Consider the following 12,569-nt stretch of genomic DNA (forward strand, 5'->3'; position numbering starts at 1 on the left):
CCTCACCGTACACGCAGGCACGAGAAAGCTCGATACCTCACTTGTTGGCAACGTCAACATAGAACGCAGAATGCGGTTGGCCGCGCAAGAGGAGTCAGGCAGGTGCTCTCCGCTGTGTGCGCTCTCCGCGCGGTCGCCACGCACACTTCGCGGACCCCAGTGGCGCGGGTAGCGCGGCAGTTGCGCCATGTGCGCCTGGTAGGGGGGTGGTACGGCAATCCCGTGACAGGCGGTCCGGATACCTGCGGGCCAGGGACCCCAGCGGTGGCTTGCGCGTGATGTGGATCCCCTTGGTGACCCAGCCGGCCCTGGACAGGCGTGCGGCTGGGCGTGTGACCTGCTCACCTGCCCCTCGAGGGGTGCGGTGCGTCGCCAGTTCCTGCGTCAGTGAGCGTGCTGAAGGATCTCTCGCGAGGCATGCATCCGTCCCGTGTGTAGCCACACCGCGAACGTGCGAAGCTAGCTTCGCTGTCCGCGTGATACTGTGCTCGCATCGGAGCTTGAGAGGAGCTTCGCCAGTGGTGACAGGGTGGGAGGAGCGCGTCGCTTCCTGTCTGGCGCCGCGGGCAAGGTCAACCGACGGATTGCTGCCGCACCGCCTCACGTGGTTTGAAGGGCCGGCGAGGCGGTGCGGCACTACCGTCCCCGTGCATGGCGCGGGGGCAGGAAGGACAACCCCAATGAGGATCGTCGATGTCCATCATGCATGGCCGCTGCCGCCTCGGGCCAGGAGAGCGGTGCTGGTCCTGCTGTGGACCACTGCGGTGGCGTGTGCGGCGGTCGTGGCGCACGGAAAGGCGGTATTGCTAGTGGTCGCCACCGTGCTCCTGACCGTTGTGGTGGAGGAAGTGGTGCGTACGGCGATGCGCTACTGGCTGCGTACGGTCTGATCAATCGACAGCAGCAGGCGAGGAGCCCTTGGCTCCCCGCCTGGACAAACAAGAAGTCCGTGTGGGTGGAATGGGGTGGAGGCGCTGTGCCGGTTGGCGACGTCGTATCTGTAGCTCACGGTGAGCAAATTGCGCTCCGGAGTCTCTGCGAGGTGACGGCCGGCCCGTCCGGGTCGCGGCTTGACACCCTGCATGACGGCCCCGAAGGGGTGCCGGTGATTTCACCGCCGGATCTCACTGACGACCACACCGTGGACACCCGGCGTTTGCGCCGTGTGTCGGAGAGCGAGGCCGAACGCCTCTCCCGGTTCGCTCTGAAGGAGGATGACATCCTCCTCGTACGGCAGGGCACACTCGGTCGGCTGGCGCTGATCGAGGGGGGGCAAGCCACATGGCTTTACAACTCATCCTGTCTGCGCCTCAGGCCCCGCCTTGAGCGCATCATCCCCGCGTACCTGGCGTCATACCTCTCGTATCCACCAGTGCAACGGTACTTGCTGGGACGTTCCCTCCCGGGGACAGTGCCGTCGCTCAACTCAGCCATGCTCAACGAGCTGCCCGTCACCGTGCCACCCATGAACCGCCAGCAGGCCGTCGTCGAAGTCTTGGCCGACGTTGACGCCCGGATCAGGAGCCAGCGGCAGTTGACTGATCGTCTTGAAGCGCTACGGCCGGCCATCTTCGGAGAGATGATCCAGGGAACGAGGTCCGCGTGAGTCCGCTCAGCGCCCAACGATTGGCAAGTACCCTCTTCGACGCAGCCAGCATCCTGCGCGGTCGGATCGATGCCTCTCAGTACGGTGACGTTATCTCTGGGATACTGCTCCTCAAGCGAGCCTCAGACCAGCCCGGTATTCTTCGAGTGCCTGAGCGGGCACAATGGTCCTTCATCAAGGGCTACGAGGGAAAAGCACTGGGGCATGTCCTCAACGAGGCTTTCTGGGAACTTGAGCGAAGCAACCCCGACGTATTGAAGGGTCTCTTCGACGCCCTGGATTTCGACAGGAGGCTGGGTCGAGCCGATTTGACGGCGCTGGTCGAACATTTCGACCGAATTCCGCTGGGCGACGACGACATGGAGTTCAGAGACGAGGTTGGCCGCGCCTATGAAGGGATGCTCAGTAACTTCGCTGATATCGCTGGAAAAAAGGGCGGAGAGCACTTCACCCCCCGCTCCGTAGCTCAGCTGATGGTACGGCTGGTGCGGCCTGAAGGGGGGCAGTCGGTCTACGACCCGTTCGCTGGTTCTGGCGGCCTACTGATCCAGGCTAGTCAGTATGTCGGCGAACATGGAGCGGACGGCGCGAACCTCAGCCTGTACGGACAAGAGGTGAACAGCGCGACTTGCTCGACGGCCCGGCTGAACCTCCTGTTGCACGGTGTCACTGACGGGTTGGTGCTCTGCGGCGACACCTTGGTCGACCCGCTGCATGTGGAGGAGGACGGGAGTCTCACCCGCTTCGATCGTGTACTGACGAATCCACCCTTCTCCATCAACTATTCCGCGGAGGAGGTGAGGCATCCGGAGCGCATGAAATACGGCTGGACCCCGGGGCAGGGCAAGGCCGACCTCATGAACATCCAGCACGTGCTGGCTGTGCTCAGCCCGGACGGGGTCGGAGCGGTGGTCGTCCCGTACGGCGTCCTTTTTCGGGGAGGGGTGGAAGGCGAGATCCGCCGGAGAATTATCGAGGACAACCGACTCGAAGCAGTGATCGGTATCGGCCCTAACGTCTTCTACGGCACCTCCATCCCTGCCTGTATTCTGGTATTTCGAGGAACGAACGGCCCCCCCGCGGATCAGCGAGGCCAAGTGCTCTTCGTCAATGCGGAGCATGAAGTGGTCACAGGGCGGTCGCAGAACTACCTGGAATCACAGAACATCGAGAAAATTGTGGGTGTTTTCCGCGAGTGGGACCAAATTCCTGGATTCTCACGGGCTGTCCGTATGGCTGAGATCGCGAGTAACAACTTCAACCTCAACGTCCGCCTCTACGTGGATGCTGGCCCGCCTGTCGAGCCACCGCTCGACGTCCATGCGGCGCTCTTCGGCGGTGTGCCGAGAGAAGAAGTTGAGGCAAAAATGGCAAGGTTTCATGCATACGGCATCGCCCTCGATGATCTGTTCCGTCTGAAAAACTCCAGGTATCTCGACTTCCCGAGCGGCGGCTGTGATGCGGCCGCAGCTCGTATCCCAGATCTCGCTATTGCCCGGGAGGAAGAGTTCATCGCCCGCTATGGCCGCTGGTGGAGGGAAACGGCGTCACGGTTGGCTGAACTAGCTGGTACCACCAGGCTGTTGGGGTTGTACCCACGGTTCATGGCAGCCTTCCGCGCGAGTCTGTTGCCGGGGAGGATCCTGGACCAATATCAGCTAAACGGAGCCTTTGCAGCGTGGTGGTCGGACCGGCACGATGACCTCAGAAGCCTCGACCTCTGGGGCTTCTCTAGTGTCATCGCCCGATGGGCCACTGATGATGCCAGGAAGCCTGCGTCTATTCCTCAGAAGCTGCCGCGCGAACAAGTGCTTGATGACCTTGGTAAGGATCTCCGCTCACGAGTGGAGAAGCTCATCGTCGCGGAGCGACAGGAACTGGTCGATATCTATCGTTCGTGGGGCGACCGATACGAGACGTCGCTCATGGACCTTGAGAGACAGAACGAGGTCACAGAAGCAAGACTTCGGGACCGCCTGGAGCAACTCGGTTACACATAGCCGTCCTGCATCCATCGAGTGCAGCCTGGCGGAAGGTAAGTCAACGGCTACACGAAGGTGAACTCCTCAACCCGGAGTCGGGTAGACCTTGGTGAAACTGGCGAGTCTGCGGTCCTCTACTTCCCATAGGTCCACCCGCACCAGATCGATGTCCAGGCCCATCTCAGAAACCAAACCGCCGAATGTGTCACCTGCTTGGAGAAGCTCACGGCGGTGATCACCTGCCGGGAGCGCAAGAGCAGCTCAGGGCTTCTTGCTCCGTCGTATCGGCTCGCGTGGATCTGTGGTGCGCGGCACTTCGGTGGATTCAGATAACCGTCGAGGGTGCGTGCTTGCTCAGGTAGCTCTTGAAGGTCTTTCTGATCTCTGCCTGGAGATAACCGGCCTGTGGCGAGTTGGGTACCACGTCGGGCTCGAAGCCTCTCTTTCGGGCATCGAGATACCGCACAATGTTCGATGACCGGGTGTTGGAAACGAAGAGCTCGCTCTGGGTGCGAATGTCGGCGCGCAGCCCCTCGAAGTTCCGCGCGAGACCGATGCCGAGGTTGGAGATGTAGTACTTGCACTCGACGATGAGGACGCACTGACTTCCTCGTGGTGCGAATCCCTGTGCTCGACTCAGGGCGGCTTCCTCGGCCGGCAGCACCAGCACATCACACTCGTGCAGCACGCCTGACGAGCCGGTCACATAGACGCCGAGATGGACCTCAAGGGCGGGAGCACCGTCGAATTCGATCACAGCGTGGGTGAAGGGCTGACTGTCGCTGGATAGATGACCCGGCCCTGTCCGGAAGACAAGGCTGCTGGCCTTCGCCCCGTAGACGTCCTCATAGGTGACAGAGGCACCGTGCCGACTCGCAGTGGCGACGATCTGGGAGAAGACGAAACCCTCGTAGACGTCGGACGGCTTCGAAGCGGAGTCGTACGACACCGCTCCTGCCGCCAGAAGGCTCTTGACCTCGTTGACGAGGTCATCGACGTTGCTCAACCGACGACCTCCCTCGTCACGTCGGCCACCAGTCGACTGACGCGTGTACGTCCCTCAGTCGGCATCCGATCTCCCCGGATCTCCGTTCGGCTACGGCGCGATTGAGCGCTCTCGTCCGGTTCGAACACGACCGCTTCGGCGACGCTCCGACTACCTGCGTCTCCTCCATGTTCGCTCCGGAGTGCCTTCAGCACCTCCAGTTCCATCTCAGGTAGCTCAACAAGGACTCGCCTCAGTGCATCCAGGAGGAGTCGGACGCGCTCTTCCTCTGTCATCGCTCGAGTCGCAATGACCAGCTTTCCGCGCTTGCGTGATGCCTCGAACTCAACGGGACCGAGCACGCTGCGGTCCACTACCTCGTACCGAAGCGCTGCCGCTGCTGGGGTCGCGGCAGGGGAGTCATCACCGTGGCGCTGTTGACGTCGGCGGAGGATCTTCTCCTCAGGTACTCCCGCCGCGATTGCTGCGTCCACGTCATCAATCACCCAACTCAGGGCGGTACCTTGCAGCGCTTCGCGGAGCTGTTGCTCCACGCGGCGTAGTTCGAACTGGTTCATGTGCCCCTCGTATCAGAAGTCCTCGTCTGGGATGGCCAGCCGGTCCACGGATTCTCTCCATGGGGTCTCCGAACGACCACGATCAGCCGTCGAGCAGGCGCCGGAGTGCGTCCAGTCGCTTCGCCACTGTCCGGGCCAGACGGCGAAGAGGCGGGATTCTCCGGCAACCGCTCGTTGATAGGCATCGGGCCCCGCGCCCTGGGTGACTCGGCCGCCCTCGTGAACTTCGATGTAGCACGTGGTGTCCAGCGTGTACGGGAAGTCCCTCCCGGCGGCGACAGCGCTTCTCGGTTCCATGGCCCCCCATCCCCTACTAACCGTGAGGCCACGCTACGGCAGGCCCAAGGGCGGCGCTGCAGCCTTCCTGAGTTCTGCCAGCGAGCGGCGGCCTGCTGAGTCGCGCAGCTCTGCCGCCTTCGCCTCGATGGCGCACGAACTGTCAGCGGACTCGCAAGATGTTCAGCGCCGGGCCGCCGCACGCTGCGGCGGCCCGGCGCGACTTAAGGACTTCCAGATCAATAACACGCCGATTCCGGTTCTGTGTCAGCGACTTGTGCTAACGACCGGATGACCAGCAGCGACGTAGCACCCAGCAAGCACTGAGGTCGACACTACCGAGGTTGTAAACAAGCGTGTTGTTGATCTGCGAGCCCTTAGAGTGGCGCCGTGGGGGCGTCAGCCTCGTGCGTTACTCGGGAAACAGACTGTCTTGCACGTACTCGACGACCTTCCGTTCCGGGTAGAAGATGGCTAGGAGCATGAAGGTCTTGGGGTGGGCTGCGATGTTGCCGACAAAGAAGTGGACGGCCCTGTTCGGGGAGCACATCTGGTTGTACCAAGTCTTGCGCAGTACCTCACGGACCCGGTGCTCGCCGTACTTGCGGAGGAACTTGCGGTACGACTGGCCGGCCTCCCAGTCCTTCAGGCCCATGTCGTGGGTCGGGCAGTCGTCGTCGGTACAGCGGAAGCTGTAGCGGAGGTCGAGTGGTATCCAGTCCAGCGGGTTCAGCTCCTGTTCGAACAGGTCGATTTGGTGAGCTAATGCGGCCTTGGAGACGGACCAGGGTTCGGCCGGCTCCATCCGGAAGCGGGTGATCTCGGCGGGCCGGAAGACGCCGAGGGAAGTTCCTCGCCTCTCCTGATCGCGCTTGATGGCACAGAGCGAGGGAGCGACCAGCGGCTCGATGTACCGGTACCGCTTCTTCCAGCCGCCGTCGGAGGGCACGTCGCCCACGATCTCCAACGTGTCGAGGTCGGGTCGGAGACTCTCCGGGCGGGGGTCTCTTTCCGGGCGGTGCGGTTCGACGTCGACTTCGATGATCGAGTACTTGGAGAACTGGGCGTCCTCGTTCAGGAGCCGGAAGGGCACCGGGAAGAGCCGTACGTGCTGCGGTTCACCCTGGTCCAGGCGTATGCCTGCCACGCAGCTCGTTTCGCGGTACTTGTTGGACAGCTCCGGGTACGTCTTGACCGTGATCACGATCCGGGCGCGCTGCCGTTTCTTGAATGCCGACGACGCCATCGTGTGCCCCCTCCATTGGTCTCCCCAATTCGATTGGAGGAGAGGCATGCACCGCTGGCAAGGGCGCCTGCGGGAGCCGGGGGGCGAAGTCAGGCCAGGCGGTTTACGGGGACCGAGACTCGGTTCCGGATCGCCTCAAGGACGACCTGTCGGTGGCAGCGGCTCTCGTCTTTCTCGAAGCACAGCACCGCGACCCGCGATGCTTGGGCGTGCACTGCGAGGCGGTCAAGGTCGGCCTGGGCTTCGTCGGACCGCAGAAGGCTGCGGAAGCGTGCCCGCCCCACTTCGACGCGGCCGTCCCAGAAGGGCTCCCGGTTGTCCTTCGGGTTGCCCAGGCCACGCAGGTGTGTGTACTCGATGCCGGCCTCGGCCAGGGCCTCCTTGAGGCGCGTCTTGCTGAAGCCCTTCTTGCGGCTGATCGGGGTGAGCCGTACGTCCGCCACGATGCTGACAAGGCTATCTACGAGCGCGGCGACGAACGAGTCGATGTCGCGTCCTTCGTATCCGGCTGACCAGAGACCGGGCGTGACCTGGGCCGCCTGGAAGAGATCGTCGAGAGAGGCCGCAAGAGCCTCGGCCACCGCGCCGACGGTGAAGAAACCTGGCTGGATCGCCCCCTCGCTCTCTAGACGGCCCAGCGTCCCGACGGCGATGCCCGCTTCCTTGGCCAGTCGTTCACGCGACCACCCGCGGTCCTCCCGCAATGCCCGTACCCGCCGGGCGAGCGCACGGGCGTGGTCGTGTGGAGGCACTGAGCGATGACCTGCCATGTGCGGTGTTCCTCACGACCGTTGGGGCGGCCCGCCGCGGTGTTCCTGGTCGGCTACGAGCCCTGGATTCGCGAATGCGCAGGTTCCGGGAGGCGCGAGCGCCGCTGTTCCTGCGGCACTGGAGACTGCTCCTGAGAGAAGCCGACCAAGATCTTCTCCCAGATTTCTCCCAAGCGGTCTCCAGGAACCACTCAGGGGCCCGATCCATCAAGCGGATCAAGCCCCTGACCTGGTGCTTTGCTGTCGGGGTGGCGGGATTTGAACCCACGACCTCTTCGTCCCGAACGAAGCGCGCTGCCAAGCTGCGCCACACCCCGTGACTGCGAGGACTACTGTAGCCCACCCGGGCGGGTCGGGTGAAATTCGTTTCCGGGGGTGGGGACCAGGGTGAGGAGCGTGGCTTCCGGGGGGCAGGCGAAGCGGAAGGGGGTGTAGCGGTTGGCGCCGCAGCCGGCGGAGACGTGGAGGGCTGCGCGGCGGGAGCCGGCGGTGTGGGTGGAGAGGCCCTTGACGCGGTTGGTGTCCAGGTCGCAGTTGGTCACCAGGGCGCCGTAGAAGGGGATGCAGAGCTGGCCGCCGTGGGTGTGGCCGGCGAGGATCAGGGGGTAGCCGTCGGCCGTGAAGGCGTCGAGGACGCGCAGGTACGGGGCGTGGACCAGGGCGAGGGAGAAGTCCGCGTCCGGGTCGGGGCCGCCGGCGACCGCGGTGTAGCGGTCGTGCTTGATGTGGGGGTCGTCCAGGCCCGTCAGACCGAGCACCGTGCCGCTGTCCAGCTTCAGCCGGCCGCGGCTGTTGTCCAGGCCCACCCAGCCCGCCGCCTCGAAGGCGTCGCGCATGCCCTCCCAGGGGTTGCGGGGGACGTTGTGGCGCAGGCGGTCGCGGCCGTTGAGGCCGTGTATGCCGCGGGCCTTCTCGATCAGGTAGCGGCCGGGGTTTCGGAACGTCGGCGCGTAGTAGTCGTTCGAGCCGAAGACGTACGTCCCCGGGAACTCCATCAGCGGGCCCAGCGCGTCCAGCAGCTCCGGCACCGCGTCGGGGTCCGACAGGTTGTCGCCCGTGTTCACCACCAGGTCCGGACGCAGGCCCGCCAGCGAGTGCAGCCAGCGCCGCTTCGCCTGCTGGCCCGAGACCATGTGGATGTCCGAGATCTGCAGGACCCGCAGCGGGTGCATGCCCTCCGGCAGGACGGGGACGGTGATCCGGCGGAGCCGGAAGGCGCGGGGTTCGACCGCGGCGGCGTAGGCGACGCCGCCGGCCGAGAGGGCGGCCAGGCCCAGGGGCACTCCGTATCGCGCGCGCATCCTCCTATCGTCGCAGAGGTGCGGGGCACGGGGCTCCCGGGGCGCCCGTGCGCGTTCTGTCGGCGGGGTGCCGGGTGCGGCATGGGAGACTCCGGGCATGACCACGCTCAAGTCGAAGCTGCAGGACGACCTCACGGCCGCCATCAAGGGCCGCGACGAGCTGCGCGCCGCCACCCTCCGTATGACGCTCACCGCGATCACGAAGGAGGAGGTCGCGGGCAAGGAGGCGCGCGTGCTCTCCGACGACGAGGTGCTGAAGGTGATCACCCGCGAGGCCAAGAAGCGGCGTGAGGCCGCGGAGGCCTTCGCGCAGGGTGGTCGTACGGAGTCCGCCGAGCGGGAGCGCGCCGAGGGGGAGGTCCTCGCGGACTACCTGCCGAAGCCGCTCGGTGACGAGGAGCTGGGTGCGCTGGTCGACGAGGCCGTCGCCGAGGCGAAGGCGGCCGGGGCCGAGGGGCCGCGGGCCATGGGCGCCGTGATGAAGATCGTGAACCCCAGGGTCGCCGGGCGGGCCGAGGGCGGGCGCGTGGCCGCCGCCGTCAAGCGCGCCCTGGGCCAGGGGTGACCTACTGCGGACGCTGAGTCCGGGTGCGGGGGCCGGCCGCCGTGGCCGGCCCTCTCACCTGTCCGTCCAGCCGCCGTTCCCGCCGTCCGCCCAGCCGCCGTCCAGCGCGCCGCCGTCGAGGCTGCCCCCGTCGAGGGTGCCGCCGCCGGTGCCTCCGCCCCCGATGCCACCGCCGTTGCCGCCGTTCCCGCCGCCGTTCCCGTTATTGCCGCCGAGGAGGCCGCCCAGCGGGTCGTCCGGCCTGTCGTCCTCGTCCTCGTCGTCGTCCTCGTCCCTGTCCGGGCGGTCCGCCGCCACCGGGACCTTGTACAGCGCCGGCGACGTCGTGCCCGCCAGGGCGCCGTCCATGGCGTCGCGCCAGATGGGGCCCGGGACCGCGCCACCGAAGACGCGGGCGTGGTACGTGGGGCCGATCTGGATGTTCTCCATGGAGACGTCGTCCGTCGGGCCGCCGACCCACACCGCGCCGGCGAGGTCCGCGGTGTAGCCGACGAACCAGGCGGCCTTCCGCTCGTCCGTCGTACCGGTCTTGCCCGCGTTGTCCCGCCCGGTCAGCCCCGCCTCCTGGCCGGTGCCGTCCTCGACGACGCCCGACAGCAGGGTGTTCATCGTTCCGGCCGTCTTCTCCGACATGACGCGCTTGCACCGCGACTTCGGCACCGGGATCCTCTTGCCCCTGGCGTCCTTGATCGACTCGATGGCGACCGGGCTGCAGTACTCGCCGCGGTTGGCGAAGGTCGCGTACGCGTTGGCCATCGCCAGCGGCGCGATGGTCTGGCCGCCGAGGGTGAGCGAGGGGGACTCCTCCAGCTCCTTGCCGTCGCCCCGGTGGACGCCCATGCTCTGCGCCAGCTCCTTGACCGGGCAGATGCCGATGTCCGAGATGAGGTCGACGAAGTAGGTGTTGATGGACTTGGCGGTGGCCTCGCGCATGCTGTACGGGCCGACCTCCTCCTCCGTCTCGTTCGCGACCTCGGAGCCCTCGGTGTTGACCCAGTCCTTGCCGTCCTCGCACGTGTCCACCGGGCTCGGGTACGGCATCTCGTTCGGCGACGGGTACACCTTCGTGTTCGGCACACCCTGTTCCAGTGCCGCCGCCGCCGTGAAGGGCTTGAACGTGGAGCCGACCTGGAAGCCGTAGTTGGACCCGTTCATGGACTTCTCCACGGACAGGTTGATCATCAACTCGTTCTTGCCCGAGCCGTACGGCCTGGACTGCCCCATCGCGCGGATCTTGCCGGTGCCGGGCTCCACCATGGTCACCGCGGTGGCGACGGTGTCGTCCTGGTAGACGTGGCTCTGGATCGACTCGTTGGCGGACTTCTGCGCCGTCGGGTCGAGCGTGGTGCGGATGGTCAGGCCGCCGCGGTTCCAGCGCTTGAGGCGCTGTTCCGGCGTCTTGCCGAAGCGCTTGTCCTTGAGCAGCACCTCGCGCACGTAGTCGCAGAAGAACCCGGCGCCGCTGACGGCGGTGATGCACCCGCTGCGCGGCTGGCTGACCTTGAGGCCCAGCGGCTCCTGCATGGCCTTGTCGGCCTCGGCCCGGGTGACGTGGTCATTGCTGACCATGCGCCGCAGCACGGTGTTACGGCGCTTCTCGGCCTCTTCCGGGTCGTTGACCGGGTCGTACCGGCTCGGTGACTGCACGATGCCGGCGAGCATCGCGGACTCGGCGAGGGTCAGCTTGTCGGCGGACTTGCTGAAGTAGCGCTCGGCGGCGGCCTCGATGCCGTACGCCTGCTGGCCGAAGAAGGCGATGTTCAGGTAGTTCTCCAGGATCTCGTCCTTGGTCAGCTCCTTCTCGACCTGTATCGCGTACTTCAGCTCCTGGATCTTGCGCCCGAGCGTCTGCCGGGTGGCCTCCGCGACCTTCTCCGGGTCGTCGCCCGCCTCTTCGACGAAGACGTTCTTCACGTACTGCTGGGTGAGCGTGGAGGCGCCCTCGGAGACCTCGCCGGACTGCGCGTTGGTGTTGAGTGCGCGCAGGATGCCCTGCAGGTCGACGGCCCCGTGCTCGTAGAACCGCTCGTCCTCGATCGCGACGATCGCCTGCCGCATCACCGGCGCGATCTCGTCGAACTCGACCACCGTGCGGTTGCGCGAGTAGACGTCGGCCAGGTGGCCGCCCTCGCTGTCGAGGATGGTCGTCTTCTGGCTGAGCGGCGGGCGCTTGAGGTCGGCGGGGATGTCGTCGAACTCCGAGACCGTCCCCTTGGCCGTCAGGCCCAGCAGGCCGGCGGCGGGCAGCGCGAGGCCCGCGAGCACGGAGCCGGCGAGGACGCTGACGCCGAGGAACTTCGCGGCTTGCTGCGTGGCGGTGAGTCCGCCGCCCGGGCGCTTGTAGGCCATGGGGCCCACCCTAACTTCTGATTCCCCGGACAGCCGCCCGTCTGTTCGCCTACGCTGTTTTCGGCCATCACCACCGGCCACGGTTCACCTCGCTCACTCGTTCACTCCTGTGGGTGATGAGGCTTGACCGAATTGACAACATGTGACGCCCGCGATTCCGAGTGCAAGCCGGCGAACTGCCCGCTTTGACCGGATCGCCCCTGGCTGGGAGGGCTCACTCCGGTGGGTGATCTGCCGCGTACGCATAGTCCGTTCGGGCCATTCAACTTTGGGCCTGACGGGGGTGTTGCGTTGGCGCACTCCTTCCGTAACGTCCTCAACTGGCAACGGTGCATATGCCCTTTGCCGCCGTGGGGGAGCCTCAATTCGGGAGAGGACGGCGCCAGCATGAGCTGGGTTACCGACTGGAGCGCACAGGCAGCCTGCCGCACTGCCGATCCGGACGAACTGTTCGTGCAGGGCGCGGCACAGAACAGAGCCAAGGCGGTCTGCACCGGATGCCCGGTGCGCACCGAGTGCCTCGCCGACGCGCTCGACAACCGCGTCGAGTTCGGCGTGTGGGGCGGTATGACCGAGCGCGAGCGGCGGGCGCTGCTGCGCCGCCGGCCCACGGTCACGTCGTGGCGCAGACTGCTGGAGACGGCGCGCGAGGAGTACGAGAGCGCGGGGACGCCGCTGCACGAGGGCGCCCTGCACGAGGAGGCGCTGCGCGCCGCGGAGGAACTGCCGGTCGCCGCGGGCTGACTCCGCCGGGCTCCGGGGCCCCGGGCCCCGCCTAGAGCCGCCGTGTGCCCGTCGTAAGCCTGGCGCAACCCCCGCCCGTGAGCCTCCCTGACCCCGTTGCTTACGGGCCGACCACCGGCCGCGCGCCGTACCCCCCGGCTACGCCCCCACGCGTGCCCCTACCTCCG

11 protein-coding genes and 1 tRNA gene are annotated in these 12,569 nt (G+C 66.1%); 5 read left to right on the forward strand and 7 right to left on the reverse strand.

The features are described 5' to 3' along the window. The first annotated feature begins 680 nt into the window (after window positions 1–680). The 3 genes from O7599_RS21580 (at window position 681) to O7599_RS21590 (ending at window position 3,606) form a co-directional block, all read left to right on the forward strand. Complete coding sequence (locus O7599_RS21580; protein WP_281617246.1) at window positions 681–890, forward strand: hypothetical protein; 210 nt, start codon at window positions 681–683, stop codon at window positions 888–890. A gap of 86 nt (window positions 891–976) precedes the next feature. Next, the gene (locus O7599_RS21585; RefSeq protein ID WP_281617247.1) at window positions 977–1,606 is read left to right on the forward strand and encodes a restriction endonuclease subunit S; all 630 of its coding nucleotides are present in this window, start codon (window positions 977–979) and stop codon (window positions 1,604–1,606) included. Window positions 1,607–1,626: 20 nt separating this feature from the next. Continuing rightward, window positions 1,627–3,606, forward strand: coding sequence for a class I SAM-dependent DNA methyltransferase (locus O7599_RS21590; protein ID WP_281617248.1), 1,980 nt, complete (start codon window positions 1,627–1,629; stop codon window positions 3,604–3,606). Between the two features lie 307 nt (window positions 3,607–3,913). On the opposite strand, the gene O7599_RS21595 is transcribed toward O7599_RS21590, so the two are convergent. The 6 genes from O7599_RS21595 to O7599_RS21620 all read right to left on the reverse strand — a co-directional run bounded on the left by O7599_RS21595 (window position 3,914) and on the right by O7599_RS21620 (window position 8,744). Next, window positions 3,914–4,594, reverse strand: coding sequence for a hypothetical protein (locus tag O7599_RS21595; protein ID WP_281617249.1), 681 nt, complete (start codon window positions 4,592–4,594; stop codon window positions 3,914–3,916). Next, a complete protein-coding gene (locus O7599_RS21600; RefSeq protein WP_281617250.1) occupies window positions 4,591–5,151 on the reverse strand; it encodes a hypothetical protein in 561 nt (186 codons plus the stop codon). Before O7599_RS21600 ends, O7599_RS21595 begins: the two co-directional genes overlap by 4 nt. A 688-nt stretch (window positions 5,152–5,839) precedes the next feature. Next, entirely contained in the window at window positions 5,840–6,673 is an 834-nt protein-coding gene (locus tag O7599_RS21605) for a hypothetical protein (protein WP_281617251.1), read from the reverse strand. 89 nt (window positions 6,674–6,762) lie between these two features. Then, window positions 6,763–7,443, reverse strand: coding sequence for a DUF488 family protein (locus tag O7599_RS21610; RefSeq protein ID WP_281617252.1), 681 nt, complete (start codon window positions 7,441–7,443; stop codon window positions 6,763–6,765). Window positions 7,444–7,686: 243 nt separating this feature from the next. Then, window positions 7,687–7,760: transfer RNA gene (locus O7599_RS21615), tRNA-Pro, on the reverse strand. A gap of 12 nt (window positions 7,761–7,772) precedes the next feature. Further along, window positions 7,773–8,744, reverse strand: a complete 972-nt coding sequence (locus O7599_RS21620; protein WP_281617253.1) for a metallophosphoesterase — start codon at window positions 8,742–8,744, stop codon at window positions 7,773–7,775. A gap of 97 nt (window positions 8,745–8,841) precedes the next feature. On the opposite strand from O7599_RS21620, the gene O7599_RS21625 reads away from it, so the two are divergent. Continuing rightward, window positions 8,842–9,309 carry a GatB/YqeY domain-containing protein gene (locus O7599_RS21625; RefSeq protein WP_281617254.1) on the forward strand — a complete coding sequence of 156 codons (468 nt, stop codon included), beginning with the start codon at window positions 8,842–8,844 and terminating at the stop codon, window positions 9,307–9,309. A gap of 54 nt (window positions 9,310–9,363) precedes the next feature. Here O7599_RS21625 and O7599_RS21630 read toward each other — a convergent pair whose 3' ends face one another. Beyond that, window positions 9,364–11,658, reverse strand: coding sequence for a transglycosylase domain-containing protein (locus O7599_RS21630; protein WP_281617255.1), 2,295 nt, complete (start codon window positions 11,656–11,658; stop codon window positions 9,364–9,366). A 387-nt stretch (window positions 11,659–12,045) separates the two neighbouring features. Here O7599_RS21630 and O7599_RS21635 point away from each other — a divergent pair, with 387 nt between their 5' ends. Continuing rightward, window positions 12,046–12,402, forward strand: coding sequence for a WhiB family transcriptional regulator (locus tag O7599_RS21635; protein WP_281617256.1), 357 nt, complete (start codon window positions 12,046–12,048; stop codon window positions 12,400–12,402). The last annotated feature ends 167 nt before the right edge of the window (window positions 12,403–12,569 follow it).

The organism is Streptomyces sp. WMMC500 (assembly GCF_027497195.1).
In the GTDB taxonomy this organism is placed as follows: domain Bacteria; phylum Actinomycetota; class Actinomycetes; order Streptomycetales; family Streptomycetaceae; genus Streptomyces.

Bases quoted from the DNA above. Each gene is read 5' to 3' on its own strand.
- O7599_RS21600 (WP_281617250.1), bottom strand. From the start codon at position 5,151: ATGAACCAGTTCGAACTACGCCGCGTGGAGCAACAGCTCCGCGAAGCG.
- O7599_RS21605 (WP_281617251.1), bottom strand. From the start codon at position 6,673: ATGGCGTCGTCGGCATTCAAGAAACGGCAGCGCGCCCGGATCGTGATC.
- O7599_RS21610 (WP_281617252.1), bottom strand. From the start codon at position 7,443: ATGGCAGGTCATCGCTCAGTGCCTCCACACGACCACGCCCGTGCGCTC.
- O7599_RS21625 (WP_281617254.1), top strand. From the start codon at position 8,842: ATGACCACGCTCAAGTCGAAGCTGCAGGACGACCTCACGGCCGCCATC.
- O7599_RS21580 (WP_281617246.1), top strand. From the start codon at position 681: ATGAGGATCGTCGATGTCCATCATGCATGGCCGCTGCCGCCTCGGGCC.
- O7599_RS21630 (WP_281617255.1), bottom strand. From the start codon at position 11,658: ATGGCCTACAAGCGCCCGGGCGGCGGACTCACCGCCACGCAGCAAGCC.
- O7599_RS21620 (WP_281617253.1), bottom strand. From the start codon at position 8,744: ATGCGCGCGCGATACGGAGTGCCCCTGGGCCTGGCCGCCCTCTCGGCC.
- O7599_RS21635 (WP_281617256.1), top strand. From the start codon at position 12,046: ATGAGCTGGGTTACCGACTGGAGCGCACAGGCAGCCTGCCGCACTGCC.